Origin of the sequence: Hymenobacter aranciens (genome assembly GCF_030580865.1) — a bacterium.
GTDB classification, from domain to species: domain Bacteria; phylum Bacteroidota; class Bacteroidia; order Cytophagales; family Hymenobacteraceae; genus Hymenobacter; species Hymenobacter aranciens.
On the sequence record NZ_JAUQSY010000012.1, the window covers coordinates 84,157 to 103,945 of the forward strand.

The 19,789-nt window shown below is 63.8% G+C and carries 16 protein-coding genes; 12 read left to right on the forward strand and 4 right to left on the reverse strand.

The genetic code is table 11. The features are described from left to right. The 4 genes from Q5H93_RS17655 to Q5H93_RS17670 all read left to right on the forward strand — a co-directional run bounded on the left by Q5H93_RS17655 (position 1) and on the right by Q5H93_RS17670 (position 4,181). On the forward strand, positions 1-315 hold the full coding sequence (locus Q5H93_RS17655) for a DUF3817 domain-containing protein (protein ID WP_305007950.1): 315 nt from the start codon (positions 1-3) through the stop codon (positions 313-315). Positions 316-527: 212 nt separating this feature from the next. After that, positions 528-1,319: a DUF2490 domain-containing protein gene (locus tag Q5H93_RS17660; RefSeq protein WP_305007952.1), complete on the forward strand. Its 792-nt coding sequence runs from the start codon at positions 528-530 to the stop codon at positions 1,317-1,319. Between the two features lie 89 nt (positions 1,320-1,408). Then, positions 1,409-3,136 (forward strand): ubiquinone-dependent pyruvate dehydrogenase, encoded by a 1,728-nt coding sequence (gene poxB / locus Q5H93_RS17665; RefSeq protein WP_305007953.1) that lies wholly within the window; start codon positions 1,409-1,411, stop codon positions 3,134-3,136. A gap of 211 nt (positions 3,137-3,347) precedes the next feature. Then, on the forward strand, positions 3,348-4,181 hold the full coding sequence (locus Q5H93_RS17670; RefSeq protein ID WP_305007954.1) for a transglutaminase-like domain-containing protein: 834 nt from the start codon (positions 3,348-3,350) through the stop codon (positions 4,179-4,181). A gap of 160 nt (positions 4,182-4,341) precedes the next feature. Here Q5H93_RS17670 and Q5H93_RS17675 read toward each other — a convergent pair whose 3' ends face one another. Together Q5H93_RS17675 and Q5H93_RS17680 are read right to left on the reverse strand one after the other, a co-directional pair. Further along, positions 4,342-4,914, reverse strand: coding sequence for a redoxin domain-containing protein (locus Q5H93_RS17675; protein ID WP_305007955.1), 573 nt, complete (start codon positions 4,912-4,914; stop codon positions 4,342-4,344). A gap of 43 nt (positions 4,915-4,957) precedes the next feature. Then, on the reverse strand, positions 4,958-5,656 hold the full coding sequence (locus Q5H93_RS17680; protein ID WP_305007956.1) for a 4'-phosphopantetheinyl transferase superfamily protein: 699 nt from the start codon (positions 5,654-5,656) through the stop codon (positions 4,958-4,960). Between the two features lie 69 nt (positions 5,657-5,725). Here Q5H93_RS17680 and Q5H93_RS17685 point away from each other — a divergent pair, with 69 nt between their 5' ends. The 7 genes from Q5H93_RS17685 to Q5H93_RS17715 all read left to right on the forward strand — a co-directional run bounded on the left by Q5H93_RS17685 (position 5,726) and on the right by Q5H93_RS17715 (position 15,836). Beyond that, complete coding sequence (locus Q5H93_RS17685) at positions 5,726-6,658, forward strand: WD40 repeat domain-containing protein (protein WP_305007957.1); 933 nt, start codon at positions 5,726-5,728, stop codon at positions 6,656-6,658. A 91-nt stretch (positions 6,659-6,749) separates the two neighbouring features. Next, complete coding sequence (locus Q5H93_RS17690) at positions 6,750-7,853, forward strand: DivIVA domain-containing protein (protein WP_305007958.1); 1,104 nt, start codon at positions 6,750-6,752, stop codon at positions 7,851-7,853. 180 nt (positions 7,854-8,033) lie between these two features. Continuing rightward, positions 8,034-8,390, forward strand: a complete 357-nt coding sequence (gene folB / locus Q5H93_RS17695; RefSeq protein WP_305007959.1) for a dihydroneopterin aldolase — start codon at positions 8,034-8,036, stop codon at positions 8,388-8,390. A 205-nt stretch (positions 8,391-8,595) separates the two neighbouring features. Beyond that, on the forward strand, positions 8,596-9,027 hold the full coding sequence (locus Q5H93_RS17700) for a BlaI/MecI/CopY family transcriptional regulator (RefSeq protein WP_305007960.1): 432 nt from the start codon (positions 8,596-8,598) through the stop codon (positions 9,025-9,027). Further along, positions 9,011-11,608 (forward strand): M56 family metallopeptidase, encoded by a 2,598-nt coding sequence (locus Q5H93_RS17705; RefSeq protein WP_305007961.1) that lies wholly within the window; start codon positions 9,011-9,013, stop codon positions 11,606-11,608. The genes Q5H93_RS17700 and Q5H93_RS17705 overlap by 17 nt, the downstream gene beginning before the upstream one ends. Positions 11,609-11,733: 125 nt before the next feature. Then, the gene (locus tag Q5H93_RS17710; RefSeq protein WP_305007962.1) at positions 11,734-14,307 is read left to right on the forward strand and encodes a DUF5916 domain-containing protein; all 2,574 of its coding nucleotides are present in this window, start codon (positions 11,734-11,736) and stop codon (positions 14,305-14,307) included. 14 nt (positions 14,308-14,321) lie between these two features. After that, positions 14,322-15,836, forward strand: a complete 1,515-nt coding sequence (locus tag Q5H93_RS17715; RefSeq protein ID WP_305007963.1) for a DUF389 domain-containing protein — start codon at positions 14,322-14,324, stop codon at positions 15,834-15,836. 87 nt (positions 15,837-15,923) lie between these two features. On the opposite strand, the gene meaB is transcribed toward Q5H93_RS17715, so the two are convergent. Continuing rightward, positions 15,924-16,904: a methylmalonyl Co-A mutase-associated GTPase MeaB gene (gene meaB, locus Q5H93_RS17720; RefSeq protein WP_305007964.1), complete on the reverse strand. Its 981-nt coding sequence runs from the start codon at positions 16,902-16,904 to the stop codon at positions 15,924-15,926. A 177-nt stretch (positions 16,905-17,081) separates the two neighbouring features. Between meaB and Q5H93_RS17725 the strand changes: the two genes are divergently transcribed. Continuing rightward, positions 17,082-18,476, forward strand: a complete 1,395-nt coding sequence (locus Q5H93_RS17725; RefSeq protein ID WP_305007965.1) for a DUF5723 family protein — start codon at positions 17,082-17,084, stop codon at positions 18,474-18,476. 192 nt (positions 18,477-18,668) lie between these two features. Here Q5H93_RS17725 and Q5H93_RS17730 read toward each other — a convergent pair whose 3' ends face one another. Then, positions 18,669-19,769 carry a WD40 repeat domain-containing protein gene (locus Q5H93_RS17730; protein ID WP_305007966.1) on the reverse strand — a complete coding sequence of 367 codons (1,101 nt, stop codon included), beginning with the start codon at positions 19,767-19,769 and terminating at the stop codon, positions 18,669-18,671. Between the last annotated feature and the right edge of the window lie 20 nt (positions 19,770-19,789).

A 19,789-nucleotide genomic window follows, 5' to 3' on the forward strand; every position in this document is an offset into this window, starting at 1 on the left:
ATGAGCTTGCTCACTTCCAACGTCCGCCAACTGCGCCTCATCGGCCTGCTGGAAGGCCTGTCGCTGTTGCTGCTGCTCGGCGTGGCCGTGCCCCTGAAGCACCTCTACGGCAACCCCGCCCTGGTGCGGAGCCTGGGGCCGATTCACGGGCTGCTGTTCCTGCTGTTCATCATCAAAACGCTGAGCGTAGGAGTAGAGCAGCGCTGGAAATTCTCGGAAACTACCTGGAAGGTGCTGCTGGCGTGTCTAGTGCCGTTTGGCACGTTTTATATCGATTATAAAATCCTGCGCAAGCTGCCGGAGGCAGCAGATTAAAAGACCTGTCATTCTGAGCGCAGCGAAGGACCTTCTCATGGCTGAATCTACTGCATCGTTTCAACGTGAGAAGGTCCTTCGCTGCGCTCAGGATGACAGTTATTAGCAGGGGCGCCGTGTTATCATTGTGTTAACTCAATGTTACGCGCTGGCCGGGCTGGTATCTTTGCACTCCCGGCCGGCTGAGTTGCCCGGCCACCTGATTGTCAAGGATGAACAAGACCATTTTGGCTGGCGCCCTGCTGCTGGCTTTGGTGGGCGCGGCCCCGTCGGCCCGCGCTCAGGCCCCCCTCAACCCTGTGCAGCCCTGGGGCAGCTGGGTCATCCTGACGGCCCAGCTGCCGGGCAGCACCGAGCACCGCTGGGGCGGCTACGTCGAAGCCCAGGGCCGCTCCAACGCCCTGGCCCGACAGTTTTTCTACTACGAGCTCAAGGGCGGCGTCAGCTTCGACATCGACCCCAACTTCACCTTCCTAGTGGGCGGCGGCCGCTACTCCACCTCCGACTACAAAGACCTCGACGCCGGTCCGCTCAATACCGAAAAGCGCCTCTGGGAGCAGCTCGTGCTCACCCAGTACTCGAAACGCCTCAAGCTGGAGCACCGCTACCGCATCGAGCAGCGCTGGTTCAGCTTCCGCGACGACAGCAGCAGCTTCCGCCAGCGCTTCCGCTACCGGCTCAACGCCTTTTTTCCGCTCAATAAAAAGACCATCACCACCGGCACGCTCTTCCTCTCGGCCTACGACGAGATTTTTCTCAACCCCCGCGGCCCAGTGTTTGAGCGTAACCGCGTGTATGGCGGCGTCGGCTACCAGTTCACGAAGCACCTCATCGCGCAGTTGGGCTACGTCAACCAGGCCAACTACAACTACAAGACCGCCGACGGCCAGTTTATCCTGCAAAACACGGCTGCCAAGAACAATCTGGTGCTGGCGGTGACCTATAAGTTCTCGCACCGCGCCGTGCCGCCGGGCCAGGAGCGGCTGCCCTCGCAGCAGGACTAAGCGGCGTGAACCGCAAGTGAAGGAATGCCCGGCGGCTGGCCCCCGCCGGGCATTCCTGCGTACAGCCCCGAAAACTATTCCGCGGCCGTATGTCCCAAAAATCCGTTTCCGAAATCATCGTCAACACCCTCGTGGCCGCTGGCGTCAAGCGCGTCTTCGGCGTCGTGGGCGACTCGCTCAACGGCGTCACCGACGCCATCCGTACCACCGAGGGCATCGAATTCATTGCCGTGCGGCACGAGGAAGGCGGCGCCTTTGCCGCCGGCGCCGAGGCCCACCTCACCGGCGATTTGGCCGTGTGCGCCGGCTCCTGCGGGCCGGGCAATACGCATCTTATTAACGGTTTGTACGACTGCCACCGCTCGCGCGTGCCGGTGCTGGCCATCGCCGCCCAGATTCCGAGCGAGGAAATTGGAACGAGCTACTTTCAGGAAACCCACCCCGAGCGGCTGTTTCAGGAATGCAGCCATTATTGCGAAGTGATTTCAGTGCCTGCCCAGGCCGTGCGGGTGATGGAAAGCGCCGTGGCGGCGGCGCTGGGGCAGGGCGGCGTGGCCGTCGTCGTCATTCCCGGCGACGTTTCGCACCTCAAAACTGAGGCGCCCGAAGTGCGCCTGCCTATCCTCCGGCGCCGCAGCCAGCTGGTGCCCGCCGAAGCCGACGTGCGCCAGGCCGCGCAGCTGCTCAACAGCTGCGAAAAGGTGACCATCCTGGCCGGCATCGGCTGCGCCGAAGCGCACGCCGAGCTGCTGCAAGTGGCCGGGAAGCTGCAGGCGCCCGTGGTGCACGCCCTGCGCGGCAAGGAATTCGTGGAGCCGCAAAACCCTTACGACGTGGGTCTGAGCGGCCTGCTGGGCATGCCCGCCGGCTACCACGCCCTGATGGATGCCGACGCCATCCTGATGCTGGGCACCGACTTTCCGTACCGCCAGTTTTACCCCGAAAACGCCCGTGTGGTGCAGGTCGATAACCGCCCGCAGAACATCGGCCGCCGCACTCGCGTCGAAATCGGCCTCGGGGGCGACGTGGCGGCCACCCTACGCCTGCTGCTACCGCAGCTCACGCCCCGCACCGACGACGAGCACCTGCAAGCGGCCCAGCAGCGCCACCGCGCCGACGACCAGCACCTCGCCGAGCTGGCCACCGGCGAGGCCGGCGACACCAGCCTGCACCCGCAGCACGTGGCCCGCCTGCTCAACGAGCTGGCCGCCGAAGATGCCATTTTCACCTGCGACGTGGGCACGCCCACCATCTGGGCCGCCCGCTATCTGCAGATGAACGGGCGCCGCCGCCTGATAGGCTCCTTTGTGCACGGCAGCATGGCCAATGCGCTGTCGCAGGGCTACGGCGCGGCGCTGGCTTATCCGGGCCGGCAAGTCATTGCCATGTGTGGCGATGGCGGCTTTGCCATGCTGCTGAGCGAGTTATTGACTTTGCGCCAGCATAAAATTCCCGTCAAAATCATCATCTTCAACAACTCGGCCCTGAGCTTCGTGGAGCTGGAAATGAAAGCCGTCGCCACGCTGGAATACGGCACCGAGCTGGATAATCCCGACTTTGGGCAATTGGCCGAGGCAGCGGGTATTAAGGGGCTCCGGGTGGGCGACCCGGCGCAATTGGAAAGCGTGTTGCGCGAGGCGCTGGCGCACCCCGGGCCCGTGGTGGTCGATGCCGTAGTGAAGCGGCAGGAGTTGAGCATGCCGCCTACCATTGAGGCCAAGCAGGCGGCCGGGTTTGGGCTGTATGCGCTGAAGGCCTTAATGAACGGCCGCGGCAGCGAGCTGCTGGAAGTGGCAAAGACGAATTTGTTTCGGTAGCATAATGTCATCCTGAGGCGCAGCCGAAAGGACCTCGCCCGCCTCTCTGTGGTAGTAATCAATTACTATTCCAACGGCGTGGGCGAGGTCCTTTCGCTACGCTCAGGATGACGTTCCATTTAAAGCCATAATAAAGCCAGCCCCGAAACCCAAACGCCCCCTTCGCGTGTTAAATTCGGCCCCGCAACCTGTGCGGGCGCCGATTTTCAGAATGACCAACAAAGAAATAAAAGCCCTCATCTCGCTGCTCGACGACCCGGAAATCGCGCCCCAGATTCAGGGCGAAATCCAGAACCTGGGCGAGAGCATCATTCCATTTCTGGAGGAAAGCTGGGAGGAAACCCTGGATGCCCAGCAGCAGCAGCGCCTAGAGGATTTGATTCACCACCTGCAGTTTGAGGGCCTGCAGCAGCGCCTGCGCGTATGGCGCGAGGCCGGCGGCACCGACCTGCTCGAAGGCATGTGGCTGCTCAATACCTACCAATACCCCGACGCCGACCTGCAGGCCCTGAACCGCGCCATCGAGCAGCTCCGCTTCGAGGTGTGGACGCTGCTGCGCCCCGAAATGCACCCCGCCGACCAAGTGCAGGCACTCAACCACGTGCTGTTTCGGGCGCACAAGTTTGCTGCCAACACCCAACATTTTCACTCGCCGGCCAATTCGATGCTGCAGCGCGTGATTGAAACCAAGCGAGGCAACCCGTTGGCTTTGTGCGTCATTTACCTGCTGGTGGCGCAGCGGCTGCATTTGCCCGTGTTCGGTGTCAATCTGCCCAACCTGTTCGTGCTCACCTTCCGGCCCGAGCTGCCGGGCGCCGAGCCGTTCTACATCAACTGCTACAACCGGGGGCTGGTGCTCTCGCGCACCGATATCGAGCACTACATCAGCCAGCTCAACCTCAGCCCAAACCCCATTTTCTTCGAGCCCTGCGAGAATATCGACATCGTGCGCCGGGCCATGCGCAACCTGCAGCTCAGCTTCGAGAAGCTGCAGGAGCCGAGTAAGGCGGCGGAGGTGGGCGTGTTGCTGAATATTCTGGAGTAGAGCAGACAAAAAAGCACGTCATCCTGAGCGCAGCGAAAGGACCTCGCCCGCTTCGTTGTGGTGGTAACTCTAATCGTTCAAACGAGAAGAAATTACTCCTACAGAGAAGCGGGCGAGGTCCTTTCGCCTGCGGCTCAGGATGACGTGCTTTTATTAAACCCTACCGCTTAATCAGACACCCGGCGGCGCGCTTGCCCTCCACGCCAGCGGGGCGGCCGGCCAGCACGTTATCGAGCACCTGCTGGAGGTAGCGCTGTTGCACATTGCCGGGCACCTGCGGGTTGTCGTCGATGGCCCCGCGGTAGCGCACGGCAAAGCTGCCGCCCGCGGGTTGCAGTACCACGGCCTCGGCCGTTTTGCTCACGCCCAGCAGCGTGCTCACCTGCGAGGTGGCATCGGTGAGGGTAGGCAGTTCGACCTCGCCGGGCGTGGCGGTGCCGGGCGCGTCGAGGTTGATGGGCACGTTGACGAACAGGAACTGCACGCCCTGACTGCGGTAGGTATTGCTGATGGAGGCCAGCCGCTGCTGATAGAGCCGCGAAAAGGCGCAGGCCGGGTTCAGGAAAACCACAACTATGGCCTTACTGCCGTTGTAGCTTTTCAGGCTGACGTCGGCGTTGGCGGCGGTTTTGAGGGTGAAATCGGCGATGGACTGGGCGCGGGCGCTACCGCCTGCCCACACGGCGGCAAGCAGGGCAACGGCGGCAATAATGGAGAGGCGGCGAGCGGACATGAGGGGAAGGTAGGGCAAAAAATCAGGAAACCGGCGGGAGCGGCTATTCAGCCGCGTGGCAGTACGTGAGCACATACCCTGGGGCCGGTTCGGAATAGCAAATGCAGTGCCGTATATCTTCGTCGGATACCCACAGCGTAGCAGATAGTTGCAAAGGCGCGGCGGAAGTATCGGGCAAGGGCGTTTGGACAGCGGCCACGTCCAGCAACAGCTGCTCAGCGAAGATGAGGCCGGGCCGGGCCGCCAGCTTGTAAAGCGTTTCCTTGGCGCTCCAGAGCAGGCTGTAGCGCTGGGTGGCGCTGGCCTCGGGCAGGGCGGCCGCGGCGGCCATTTCGTCATCGGATAAAAACATGCTGGCCAGCCGTCGGGCTTTGTCGCGCACTATTTCGATGTCGATACCCGCCCGGCCGCTGGTGCTGATTATCGCCGCCGCCCACTCGCCGGAGTGCGACAGTGAGATTTCCAGCGGCTGTGGCGTGCCCGTCAGCCACGGGCGGCCTTCGGCATCGTTCTGAATGATAAGGTTATTCGATTCAGAAGAAGGCAGTAACTGCTCCACCAGCGCGTGGGCCAGCGCCCGCACGCCCAGCCAGTGCGCCTGCCGCGTGGGACCCGCCGTGGGCGGAATCAGCGCCCGGTAGGCGGGCGGCAGCAGCGGCCACAGTGCTTCGGGAGGCTCGGTGAGGTGCCAGAGGCCCAATATGGCGGTGGGGGAGAGGTGCTGAACGGAGTGCAGGGGCATGAAACCACGGGCCGCGCGATGAAAAACTAACCACCGGCGCTGGTGCGAAGCTACCTTTGCGCCCGCATTATGTCTGCCGCTGCCCGCCCCACTGTTACTAAAATTGCCGCCCTCACCGGCCACCGCGATGCCGTGTACGGCCTCACACTGGGCGCGGGGAGTACCATTTATTCGAGCAGCGCGGATGGAATGGTGGTGGCCTGGGATGCCGCCGACCCCACCCGCGACGGCGAGCTGCTGGCCCGCGTCGAGAATTCGGTGTACGCCCTGCGCCACTTGCCCGAGCTGGAATTGCTGGTGCTGGGCCATAACTTCCAGGGCATCCAGGCGCTTGATTTACAGAACAAGCAGCTGGCGCACGCTACGGCCCTGCCGCCGGTGGCTATTTTCGATATGGTGCATTCGGCCAGCCGGCAGCGGCTGTACGTGGCGCTGGGCGATGGAACGCTGGCCGTGCTGCGGCTGCCGGATTTCCAGATTGAAAACCTGCTGCGCCTCGCCACCAAAAGCCTGCGCACCCTGGCCCTGCACGAAAGCCGGAGCGAACTGGCCGTGGGCAGCTCCGACACCTTCACCCGCATTCTCGACCTCGATTCGCTGGCGGTGAAATACACGCTGGGCGAAAGCACCAACTCGGTGTTCTCGGTGGCGTATGACGTGAGTGGCCAACGCCTGCTCACGGCCGGCCGCGATGCCCAGATTCGGAGCTGGGACGTGGCCGCTGGCTACCAGCTGACGCAAACGGTGCCGGCCCACATGTACACCATCAACCACCTGGCCTTTAGTCCCGATGGCCGTTACCTGGCCTCGTGCAGCCTCGATAAAAACATCAAGCTCTGGGACGCCGCTACGCTGGAGCTGCTGAAGGTGCTCGACCGCGTGCGCCACGCCGGCCACGGCACGTCGGTGAACAAATTGGTTTGGCCGGGCGTCGAAAACCGCTTAGTTTCGTGTAGCGACGACCGCAGCCTGGCCGTATGGCAAATAGGAGCTGTTAGCTAATAGCTGCTAGCTGTTAGCTTTCTTTCTGAGCTCCTGACTAAATAACAAAAAAGCTAACAGCTAGCAGCTATTAGCTAACAGCTAAAAAACCATGAAGCTGACTGCTTTAGATATTCGCCAGAAAACCTTTGAGAAATCCTTTCGTGGGGTCGACAAAGACGAAGTGCAGGCCTTCCTGACCACTGTGTCGCAGCACTGGGAGCGCATGAGCGACGAAAACCGCGAGCTGCGCCTCAAGCTGGAGCACGCCCAGCACGACGTGCAGAAAATGCGCGAAGTGGAAAGCAGCCTCTACCGCACCCTCAAAACGGCCGAGGACACCAGCACCAGCATCACCGAGCAGGCCCAGCGCGACGCCGACCTGCGCGTGCGCGAAGCCCAGTTTCAGGCCGAGCAGCTGGTGAATGAGGCCCGTCAGCGCGCCCGCGGCATCGTGGACGAAGCCTACCAGCAGGCCGAAAAAGCCGTGGCCGACATGCAGCGCGAAGTAGGCGGCCTGGGCCAGGAGTGCCAGCGCCTCGAGCAGCACCTCGACAGCCTCGTGCGCGACCTGCACAACCTGGCTTCCGATGCGTTGGAAAAGGTAGATAAAGCCCGCTCGCGCCCCGGTGGCGGCACGGCAGCCATCCTTTCGCGGGCCGCCAGCGTAAAGGTGGAGCGGCCGAAGGAATCGGCCCCTGAAATTACTGAGCCCATGCCCACCCTCACCGCTCCCGCCCGCCCCACCCCGGCCCCCGTGGTAGTGCCCACTCCGCTGCCAGAAGCTCCGTTGCGCGCTACTGAATTGAAGCCGCAACCCGAAGTTCCTACGGCCTACAACCCCAAGCCCGGCCAGCAGCCCGACCCCGGCGCCCCGGCCCAGACGCCCGAGCCCGAAATCGAGCGCCCCGAAGCCCCGGCCGAAAACCCCGGCATCTCGCCCGCCCCGCACATCGACCCGCCCGCACCCTCGCAGGTGCCCGACCCCGCCCCGCCCCGCGTGGAGCCGCCCGCGCCGGACATTCGGCCAATTATGCCCGACCACCCCGAGATTGCGCCGCCCGTGCCGCCCACGCACCCCGGCCAGCCCAGCGGCCCGGCTATGGCAGCTGAAGTGGCTGCCGCGCCGGTAGTTGAGCCGGTAGCCCCTGTTGCTGCCGCGCCGGCCGTCGAGCCGGTAGCCGCGACTGAGAAATCATTCTTTGACGAAATCTAGACCACGGATTAAGCGGATTTTTCGGATTCGTCGGATTTTGTGAATGGCTTCAGTTTGCTGAAAAAGCCTGTCCTTTGGGGCAGGCTTTTTTTGTGCGCCTACGTGGTACGGCTTGCGGAATAAAGCGCTGTCGAATTTCCTGGGCAAACTCACTATCTCACCACTTTACCACCTCACCACATGGACCAGGTTGCACTCGAAGGCATGGAATTTTTCGCTTTTCACGGCTATTATGATGAAGAGCAGAAGCTGGGCAACAAGTACGGCGTGGACCTGTACGTGAAGGCTGATTTACAGGAAGCTGGGCAGTCGGATGCCCTGCCCAAAACGGTGAATTACGTAGTGCTCTACCGCCTAGTGGCCGAGGAAATGGCCATCCCGGCCCGGCTGCTGGAGCACGTGGCCAACCGCATTCTCAACCGGATTATGGCCGAGATGCCGCACGTGAGCAAGGTCAAAATCAGCGTTTCGAAATTTCAGCCGCCGCTGGGCGGCATCTGCCAGCGCTCGCGGGTGACGCTGAAGCGGCGGCGCTAGCTGACATGAACAGCCGCCCAAATCAGTATTTAGCCGGCTCTGGATAAAGCAGACAGAAATTTTTCTGAAAATTATTTTTCAGAAAAACAGTCTGTTAGGCTTTGTTACGAATTATTTCGTAGATAAGTCTTGCAACTACGAATCTGTTCGTAGCACCTTTGCGTTGTACTACGAAATCATTCGTACCAACCGCAGCGCATTCGCTATGAGTAAAGCTCCGTCCCCCAAACCTACGGATTCCGAATTGGAAATCCTACACGTGCTCTGGCAGCACGGGCCGGCCACCGTGCGGGCCATCAACGACCTGCTTGGGCAGCGTCGGCAGGCCGAAGTCGGCTACACCACCACGCTCAAGATTCTGCAGCTGATGCTGGAGAAAGGCCTCGTGCGGCGCGACGACGCCGACCGTAGCCATGTGTACCGGGCCGCCGTGCGCGAGCAGGAAACACAAGGGCTGCTGCTCGATAAGTTCGTGGATGCCACCTTCGGCGGCTCGGCCCTGAAGCTGGTGATGCAGGCCCTGGGCAGCCGCAAAACCTCGGACGACGAGCTGGCCCAGATTCGCCGGCTGCTGAACGACATTGAAATCCAAAACTCCACCTCTAACCCCGCCGAAGACGATGAGCACGCTGGATAATTTCTTTTCGCCCGTGCTGACGCGGGCCCTGGGCTGGACCTTATTGCACTCGCTGTGGCAGGGTGCGCTGCTGGCCGCCGTGCTGGGCGGCGCCCTGCTGCTACTGCGCCGCCACCGCGCCGAACTGCGCTACCTGGCTTCGGCCCTGGCGCTGGGCGGCATGGTGCTGGCGGCCGGGCTCACGTTTGGCCGGTACTATTTTGTGCCTGCTACCACTACCTTGTTGCCAGTTAATGAAGTGGCCACGGTGGCCTCGGCTGCCGCGCCCCGTGCCACAGTAGCGGCGAAAAGCCACTACGCCGTGGTTGCAGCTGCTGCAACTGCTGCAACCGCGCAGGCCGCCAGCGCGCCAACCCGCGTGCCGGCCTGGCTGACGGCCACCGTGCGCTACTTCGAGCGCAATATGCCGCTGCTGGTGCTGGCCTGGCTATTGGGCTTGCTGGCCATGAGCTTACGGATGGTGGGCGGCCTGCTCTACGTGCAGCGCCTGAAGCGTTACCGGGTGCGCCCGCTGGGCGAAGCCTGGCAGGCCAAGCTGGCGGCGCTGGCCGAGCGCGGCGGCCTGAAGCGGCCGGTGGCGCTGCTGGAATCGGCGCTGGTGCAGGTGCCGCTGGTGGTGGGCCACGTGCGGCCCGTGATTCTGCTGCCGCTGGGCGCGGTGGCGGGCCTGTCGCCGGCTTGCCTGGAAGCTATTCTGGCCCATGAGCTGGCGCACGTTTTGCGCCGCGACTACCTCGTGAACCTGCTACAAACGGTGGCCGAGGCCCTGTTTTTCTACCATCCGGCGGTGTGGTTTATGGCCAACTGCCTGCGGGCCGAGCGCGAAAACTGCTGCGATGACACCGCCACGGCCCTCGTGGGCGGCGACCCGCTGCGGCTGGCCCGCGCCCTCACCGCCCTGGCCGAGTGGAGCCAAAGCGCAGTAATCCCGACGGCCCCGCGCCTGGCGCTGGCAGCCGTGGGCGGCCGGGGCTCGCTGCTGGGCCGGGTGCGCCGCCTGGTGCAGCGCCGCCCCGCCGCGCCCACCTGGGGCGAGGGCCTGATGGCCGCCGTGCTGGTGCTGGCTGGCTTGGGCATGCTGGGCGGCAGCGCCGTGCTGGCCAAGTCGAACCCGCTGCGGCTGTACGGGCTAAGCTCGGCCAGCAAATCAGGGATGCCTGGCGACACGACGAAGCTCGTGAAAACGACAACTTCGACTTCGGCCACGACTACGGCCCGCACGATGGCCGGCGGCCTCAATACCCCGGAAATCAAGGCGGACCTGGCTTTCAGCGATGAAGATATGGCGGAGTTGCAGGGGCAGCAAGCGGCGGCCCCGGTTGGCGCCAATGAGGTTGTGAACAACCAAAGCGACAACTCGAAAGACGACCAGGACCCGCCCCGGCGGCGCAAGCAGCGGCAGGTGGTTATTCAGCGCGGGCCGCACCCGGCGCCTGGCACCGTAGTTATCGAGAAGGACAAGAAGGGCCGCGTTACCAACCTGACGGTGAACGGCCAGCCGGTGGAAGTGGGCAAGCCGGGCAAAGGCTTGAAAAAGCAGCCGCAGGTGACGGTGCTGACCGTGCCACCCACGCCCGCCGGCCGCCGTGAGTTCTCGTTCAACTTCTCTGATACCTTCAATGAAAAGCTGGAGCGCAAGCTGGAAAAGGCTGGCAAGAAACTGGAGAAGTCGAACCGCTCCTACGTGTATGTGACGCCCGACGCCGCTACCTACAACGGCCCGCGCAACTTCCACTTCGAATTTGACGAAGCCTCCCTAAACCGGCTGGCCGACAATGCTGTAACCTTAGGCGGCCTGAGCCTGAACCTGGGTTTGCAAGCCGCTAACCAGGGTCTGGAGGAAGCCCGGCGAGGCCTGGAATCGGCCCTGCGGAATCCCAACCTCAGCACGACGGAACGCCGGGAAATTCAGCGCGGCCTGCGCAACTTAAACCGTACTGAAGCTGAGGACGCCCGCGTCCGTGCTGAAGATGCCCGCGTCCGGATTGAGGATGCTCGCGTTCGTACCGAAGATGCCCGCGTGCGGGTTGAAGATGCTCGTCGCCGCGCTGAGGATGCCCGCCGCCAGGCTAACGATGGCCGTGACCTCATTCTGGAAGACGCCCGGCAGGACGCCGATGACCGCGCCGAGGAAGCTCGCGAGCGCGCCGAAGAAGTGCGCGAGCGCCGCCGCGAAATTCAGGAACGCATCCAGGAAGCGCAGCGCGAGCTGCAGGAGCTGGAACGGAATGGTGCTGACAATATGCCCACGCCGCCCCGGGCACCCCGTCCGCCCCGCGCGCCGCGGGCCCCTCGGGTGGGGCAGGTTCCGGTAGCGCCGGTGGCTCCCGTGGCGCCGCCCATGCCACCCACGCCCCCGCGCGACAACTCGGGCAAAGTGCGGGAGGCCCTGCGTGCCGACGGCCTGATTGGCAAGAACGACAAGGCCATGCGCTTCTCGCTGAGTGCCGATGGCATGACCGTGAACGGCAAGAAGCAACCCGCTGCTACGGCCGATAAATACCGCAAGCTGCTGGGTATCCCGAGAGACGGCAAAGGCAGCAAGTCGCGCATCGATATCAACTTTTCGGAAAACGACTAGCCGCGCCGGCCTCCGCCCGCGCCTCGGCGGGCCGCAAACCGAAACCGGGTTTGCGGCCCGCTTTTTTTTCGCCCAGGCGGGCAACTAGCCCCCCGCTTTCTTCATCATTCACGGCACCTTTTCTTATGGCTTTTTCTCTCACCCGCGTGCCTTCTATCATCCACCTATCGAAGTGCCTGTTGATTTTGCTGCTCCTGCATGCGGGAGCAATGCTGCGGGCCAATGGGCAGGCCGCGCCGGCGGCCGTGCCCGCGCCCAAGCGGCAGCTGGCGGCTTTGCGCATCACCGAGGCTATCAAGCTGGACGGGGCACTCGACGAGGCCAGCTGGCAGCAGGCGCCGGTGGCCACCGACTTCATTCAGAACCGCCCCAACCCCGGGCCCCACGAGACGCACCCCACGGAAGTGCGGGTGCTGTATGATGATGCCAACCTGTACATTGGCGCCGTGATGCACGACGTGAGCCCCGACTCCATCCTGCGCGAGATGGGCGAGCGGGACGGCTTCGGCAACACCGATTTCTTCGGCGTGTTCTTCGATACTTACCGCGACAAGCTGAATGGCTACGGCTTCTTCATCACGCCGGCCGGGGTGCAGATGGATGCCCGCTACTCGCCCGCCGGGGGCGAGGATTTCAGCTGGAACGCGGTGTGGGACTCGCGCACCGCCCTGCGCGGCACCGACTGGGTGGCCGAGCTGCGCATTCCGTATTCGGCCCTGCGCTTCAGTCAGAAGGACGAGCAGCTGTGGGGGCTGAACTTCATGCGGCAGCGCAAGCGCGACAACCAGGGCTTCTTCTGGAACGAGGTGCGGCCGGCGGTGGATGGCTTCGTGAACCAGTGGGGTGAGCTGACCGGCCTGCGCAACGTGAAGCCGCCGCTGCGCCTCTCGCTCACGCCTTACGTGAGTGCCTACCTCGACCACTATCCCTACAACGTGGAGGGCGTGCCCAACACCACCCGCCGCTTCAACGGCGGGGCCGACGTGAAGTGGGGCATCAACGAAAGCTTCACGCTCGATGCCACCCTGGTGCCCGACTTCGGCCAGACGCAGAGCGACAACCGGGTGCTGAACCTGACGCCTTTCGAGGTGCAGTACAATGAAAACCGGGCGTTTTTTACCGAAGGTACCGAGCTGTTTAACAAGGGTAATTTGTTTTACTCGCGCCGGGTGGGGGCCACGCCCATCGGCTACTACGGCGTGGACAACCGCCGAAAACCAGGCGAGTATATCACCAAAAACCCGGACGTGAGCTTGCTGGTGAATGCCACCAAAGTATCGGGCCGTACCAGCAAGGGCCTGGGCGTGGGCGTCTTCAACGCCCTGAGCCGGGAGATGTACGCCACGCTGCGCGACTCGACCAGCGGGCGGGAGCGCGAAATCATCACCCAGCCGCTGACCAATTACAACATCGTAGTGCTCGACCAGAGCCTAAAAAATAACTCCTACGTGAGCCTCGTAAACACCAACGTGACCCGCGCCGGCAGCACCTTCGACGCCAACGTGACCGGCGGGCTCTTCCGCTTCGCCAACAAGGCCAACGCCTACGCCGTGGACGGCTCCATCGTGTACTCGCGGCGGCGCGGGCAGGGCTTCGAGGAGACGGGGCCAGTGCAGGAGCGCGACGGCATGAAATACAGCGTCAGCGTGGGCAAAATCAGCGGCAACCTGACCTGGAACGTGAGCCACAGTTTGGTGTCGGATACCTACAATCCGAACGATTTGGGGCTGCTGTTTAACAACAACGAAATCAGCCAGAGCGCGCAGGTTAGTTATAATAAGTACCAGCCGTTCTGGAAGGTGAACAACCTGTATACCTGGTTGGGGGTGAATGAGCGTAGCTTGTTCCGGCCCACGCGCTACTCCGATGCCAGCCTCTACGGCGGAGCTAATACGACCTTCACCAAGAGCTTTATTACGACAGGCTTCAACTTTGACGCGGTGCCGGGGCGGCACGATTATTTTGAGCCGCGCACCGAGAAGCTGGGGGAATATTTCGTGGATGTGCCGGGCTCGTTTAATATCGGCGGTTTCGTGTCGAGCGACTACCGCAAGAAGCTGGCTTTTGATGTCAATGCGGGTATTCGGGAGTACGCTGCCGACGGCGACCGGAGCGGGCGGCGTGGTATCGGGCTGGGCTTTTCGCCGCGCTACCGGGTGAGCAACCAGTTGACGTTCCGCTATAATCTGTCGTATAACCGCTCCATCAACCAGATTGGCTACGTGAACGGGGGGCTGGATAGCAGCGAGCCGCTGGATGAGCCGTTTCTGGACCAGATTCTGCTGGGGCGGCGGCGGGTGACGACGATAGAAAACACGGTGAGCATGAGCTACGTGTTCACGAACCGGATGTCGTTCAGCATTCGCACGCGGCACTACACCAGCCACGTGCATTACCGCGATTTCAGCACCCTGCAGCCGGGCGGGCGCGAAACTCCGGCCGCCTACGGCCGCAACCGCGACACGGCCTACAACGCCTTTAACGTGGATGCGGTGTTCAGCTGGTGGTTTGCGCCCGGCTCGCAGGTGAGCGTGGTGTGGAAAAACGCCGCCGCTACGGAGGATGCGGCCGACCGGGCCACCCCATTGTACTTCGACAACCTGAGCGGTACGCTGGTGACGCCACACAATAATTCGCTGTCGGTGAAGGTGCTCTACTATCTCGATTACCTGACGCTGCGGCCGCATCGGCGGGCGTAGCGGGGCTGGCAAACGTGTCGGTGAGGCGGGACGACGTGTCAGAAGCCGTGGACAGCGTGTCGGTGAGGCGGGACGACGTGTCGGTGAGGCGGGACGACGTGTCGATGATGCCGGACAGCATGTCGGTGAGGCGGGACAACGCCGGGGCGGGCCGGGGCGTAAGCCCGGCCATGGAAAATCCAATCTGGCGCGGGCTGCGGTGGCGCTTTGACCTGACCCGCGACATGGCTGAGCCGGCCGAAATTCTGGCCGATGTGGAGGAGGGCATCACGTTTCGCGGGACCAACGCCTGGGTGCTGCTGTTTGCGATTCTGATTGCCTCGGTGGGGCTGAATATCAACTCCACGGCCGCCATTACCGGGGCCATGCTGATTTCGCCGCTCATGGGGCCGATTGTGGGCATCGGCTTTGGGGTGGCCACGGTGAACGTGGGGCTGATGTGGCGGGGGCTGAAAAACCTGGCGGTGGCGGCGGGCATCAGTTTGCTGGCCTCGGCCGGGTATTTTCTACTCACGCCGCTGGCCGACACCGGCTCGGAGCTGCTGGCTCGCACCACGCCTACGGTGTGGGACGTGCTCATTGCCTTGTTTGGCGGGGCGGCGGGGGCCATCGGCTTCACCCGGCGCGAGCGCGGCAACGTGGTGCCGGGCGTAGCCATTGCCACGGCGCTGCTGCCGCCGCTGTGCACGGCGGGCTACGGCCTGGCCACCGGCAACTGGAAGTTTGTGCTGGGCGCGTTCTACCTGTTTAGCATCAACTGCGTGTTTATCATCCTGTCCACGTTTCTGGTGGCGCGCATTCTGCCGCTGCCCAGCTTCGAGTTTGCCGATGCCGTGCGGGCGCGGCGGGTGCGGCTGCTCATCTGGGTGGTGGCCTTGCTTACGGCGGTGCCCAGCGTGTGGCTGGCGGCGCGCATTGTGCGGCGCACGTTGTTTACGCACAATGCCGAGCAGTTTCTGGATGCCGAGCTGCGCCAGCCGGGCAGCTACGTGGTCACGCGCCGCATCGAGCCCGACCCGCACCGCATTAACATCCTGCTGGCCGGCCGGCCGCTGTCGGCCGCGCAGCTGCGCACCGTGCGGGCCCGCCTGCCGCGCTACCGCCTGCCCGACGACACGCAGCTGACCATCCGCCAAGGCCTGGGCCAGCTCGATTCGGCCGATATGCGCGACCTGCGCAGCGGCCTGCTGGCCGACCTGCGCGACCGCAACGCCCAGACCCTGGCCGGCTACGATGCCCGCCTCACTGAGCTGCAGCAAACCCTGGCCGCCGCCGACAACCCCGCCGCCACCGGCCTGCCCGCCGCCCCGCAGCTGCTGCGCGAAGTGCAGGCCGAGCACCCCAGCGTGCGCCAGCTGGGCCTGAGCCAGCTGCTGCGCCCCGCCACCGACTCGCTCCAGGCCGATACCACGGTGGTAGTGAGCCTGCGCGTGGCGCAGCCGCTGCCGGCCGCCGAGCAGCAGCGGCTGCAGCAGTGGCTGCGGGTGCGGGCCGGCGGCCGGCGGGCGGTGCAGGTGATAGCGGAGTAGCGCGAAGTCCCAACTTCGCGTTTCGGTCGCGCCGGCTGGGCCGATTCAACAATTTCGTTCAACGATGCGCGAAGCTGGAACTTCGCGCTACAACCCGAGCAGCTCCTGCGCCGCTGCAAAGGGCGTCATCTCGCCCGCTGCCACGGCCTGCTGAATGGCCGGCAGCCGCTCCCGCACCCCGGGCTCGCCGTAGAAGCGGCTTTCCAGCGCCTGCCGGATGCTCTGGTGCAGCCACTGCAGCTGCTGCTGGCGGCGGCGCTCCTGCCAGAAGCCGTTGGCCTGGGTTTGTGCTTGATAATTTTCCAGCATTTCCCACACCTCCGCGATGCCGGTGCCCGCCACGGCGGAGGTGAGCAGCACCGGCGGGTACCAGCCCGAGGCGGCGGGCGGAAAGAGGTGCAGGGCATTCTGGTACTCGCGGCGGGCGCGGCGGGCGGCGGTTTCGTTGCCCTGGTCGGCTTTGGTGATGAGCAGGGCGTCGGCCATTTCCATGATGCCGCGCTTGAGGCCCTGCAGCTCGTCGCCGGCCCCGGCCAGCATGAGCAGCAGGAAAAAATCGACCAGGCCGTGGACGGTGGTTTCGGACTGGCCCACGCCCACGGTTTCGACGAAAATAACCTCGTGGCCGGCCGCTTCGCACAGCAGCAACGCCTCCCGCGTAGCCCGCGCCACTCCGCCCAGGCTGCCGCTGGAAGGGGAGGGACGGATGAAGGCGTGGGCGTGCGCGGCCAGCTGCGGCATGCGGGTTTTGTCGCCCAGAATACTGCCGCCGCCACGGGGGCTGCTGGGGTCCACGGCCAATACGGCCAGCTTCTTACCTAGCTGCTCCACTACGTGTAGGCCCAGCGCTTCGATGAAGGTGCTTTTGCCCACGCCGGGCACACCAGTGATGCCCAGGCGCAGGGCGCGGCCGGTGTGGGGCAGCACGGTTTGCAGCACCTGCTGGGCCAGGGCCTGGTCGCTGGGCAGGGTGCTTTCGACCAGCGTGATGGCCCGGCTCAGGGCTACGCGGTTGCCGGCCAGCACTCCGGCGGCGTATTCGGCGGCAGAAAATCGGGTCGGCGGCACGGGATATAGAGTTTTTGGCGCTAGCTTGCGGGAGCAAAGAACGGGCGTAATTGCCGCGAAGGCGGAAATGACGCCAACTGGTCGTTGAAAACGAGCGGCTGGCCGACCCAGTTCGGCCCAGCCTCGGCGGGCGGTTTTCTTTGCGGTCTAGTGCGCCAATCACCTTTTTCGTTTTTCATGAACACATCCTTACGTTTGCTGCCGGTGGCTGCCCTGCTGGCCGTGCCGTTCGTTTCACGCGCTCAGAATGAGCTGAGCAACTTCTCGGCCACCGGCCGGGGCGGCGTCATCAACACCTTCGCCACCGACTATCAGGTTATCGGCATCAACCCTGCCAACCTGGGCCGCAAAACCAACCACAAGGGCGCCCTCACCATCGGCGAAACCGGTATCGGCGTGGCCTCGCAGTCGTTGAACAAGACGCTGTTCAAGAAGCTCATTTACCAGTCCGAAGACCCCATTACGCCCGCTGGCCGCGTGGAGTTGGTAGACGCCCTCACCAGCGAAAATACCCTCAACGCCAACGTGGACGTGACCACGCTGGGCTTCGCCATTGCCCTGCCCAACGGCTTGGGCGGCGTGGCCGTGAGCCACCGCATGCGCTCGGGCGTACACGTGGCCCTCAACCGCACGGCGGCCGACATCATCGTGAACGGCAAAGACGCCGACATCTACGAAAACTACAGCGTCGGCAATGCGCCAAAGGTATCGGTGGCGCTGGCGGGCACCAACATGCAGGGCACCATTACCAGCGAATTCAACATTGCCTACGGCATTCAAGTGCTCGACAAAGAGGGCCTGAAGCTGTCGGCCGGCTTAGGCTACCGCTACATTCAGGGCCTGGGCATCGCCGATATTCGTATCGAAGACGGCACGTTTTACGGCTACAATGCCCTGTCGCCAGCCTTTAAAGTCAATTACGGCGACTTGAGCACGGCCACCGACTTCAATTACAAAAGCGGCTCGGGCCTGAGCACCGTGGGCAGCGGCCACGGCGTGGATATCGGCCTAGCGGCCGAGGTAGGCAAAATGCTGCGCCTGGGCGTGTCGGTAGTGGACATGGGCAAGATGACCTGGGACGGCAACGTGCTGACGGCCTACGACCAAGACTTGAAAGAGACCAAATCAAACGGCGTGGACAGCTACAACGTGTTTGAGGAACTAGCCAACCAGTTTGACCGCGACGACAACTCCTTCACCTACGAACCCAATAAGGAGCGCAACGGCGCCCTGCCCACCAAGCTGCGCACCGGCGCCGGCATCCGCATCAGCGAGCTGTTCGAGGCTGGCGTCGACGTGACCGTGCCGCTCAACAAAGTGGCCGGCAACCTCACCAGCTCCTTCGTGGGCCTGGGCGTCGATTACAAGCCCGTGAGCTGGCTGCGCCTGAGCTCGGGCGTCACCGGCGGCGCCGGCTACGGCGCCAGCCTGCCGCTAGGCGTCACCTTCGTCACCAGCAGCTGGGAGGCCGGCATCAGCTCGCGCGATATGGTGGGCCTGTTCAGCGAAAGCTCGCCTTACACCTCGGTGGCCTTTGGCCTGCTGCGGTTTAAGTTTGGTTCGGATAAGTAGGTACTCGTTTGGCGCAACCAGAACGTCACTAAAAAGAACGTCATCCTGAGCGCAGCGAAAGGACCTCGTCCGCGCCGTTGTGGTAGTAACTCCAATCGTGCAAACGGTTAGAAATTACTGCCACAGCGGCGCGGACGAGGTCCTTTCGCTTCCCTTCGGTCAGCTCAGGATGACGTTCTTGTTTGGCGTTACTTACGGCAGCACCACAAACGCCGGCAGGCCCAGCTTGCTGCGGCGGCCGCCCAGCTTCACGCCCTCGTCCACATACTTACACGCCTTGCCCAGCTCGTTGGGCTGCTCGATAACGCCCAGGTTGGCATTGTCTTCGCGGGCCACGTAGAGGCGGCCGTTGGGCCCGCGCTGGATGGCGCCGATTTTGCGGTTTTTCGACTTGCCTACCAGCACCGGGGCGCCGTCTTTCTTGCTCAGGTCGAACTGCCAGACCTGCGTTTCGCCGCCGCCCAGGCCGTTGCAGGAGCCGTAGAGCAGGCGGCTGTCGGGCGAAAACTCGACGCCGTAGGCCTCGGGGTAGGGACCGAAGCCGCGCGGCTTGCTCACCTTGCCGGTGGCCCGGTCGAAGTCGTAGACTTCAAAACGGTTGGTTTCTTTCCAGAGGGCGGCGGCTACTTTGGTGCCGTCAGGCGAGAACTTGAGGGCCCCGATGGCGTTGCGGCCAGGGCCGGCATTCATGCTGCCCACGTTGCTACTCACGGGCTTGCCCGAGCTCACGCCGTCGGCCGTCACAAGGTAGGCCACGAAGGCGTTGGAGTTCCAGCGGTGGGCCAGCACCCACACGTCGCGGCCGTTGGCGTGGCGCACGGCGGCCAGCTTTTCGGCCACGGGCGTCATCAGCAGGGCGTTCACGCGGGGCAGGTCGCCGAGGCCGTCCTGGCGGGTCATGTCCACGATGGAGTAGCGCAGGCCGTTGCCGGTGCCCTGCGGCGCCACCGTGAAGATGTAGAAGATGTTGCCCGAGCCAGGGTCGGGCACGATGAGGGCCGACTGCGTGCTGCTGCCCGCGCCCATCAGCTTGGTGCCGTTGGGCATGGGGCGGTGGGCGCGGTTCCACACGGTTTCGCCGTTGGTGTAGAAGAGCAGCTCGCCGCGGCTGGTGGTGGCCACGGCGCAGCCCTCGTAGGTGCTCATCTTGCCGTCGTTGAGCGGGCTGGGCGTGCCCGTCGAGTCGAAGCGCAGGCCGGCCTGCTGGCCGAAGTACCACAGGTCGTTGGGCCGCTGGGCGCGGCCGAGGAAGCTCAGCGGCAGCAGGAGAAAAAGGAAAAAGAAGCGTTTCATGGAAAGCCGGAAGTCAGGTT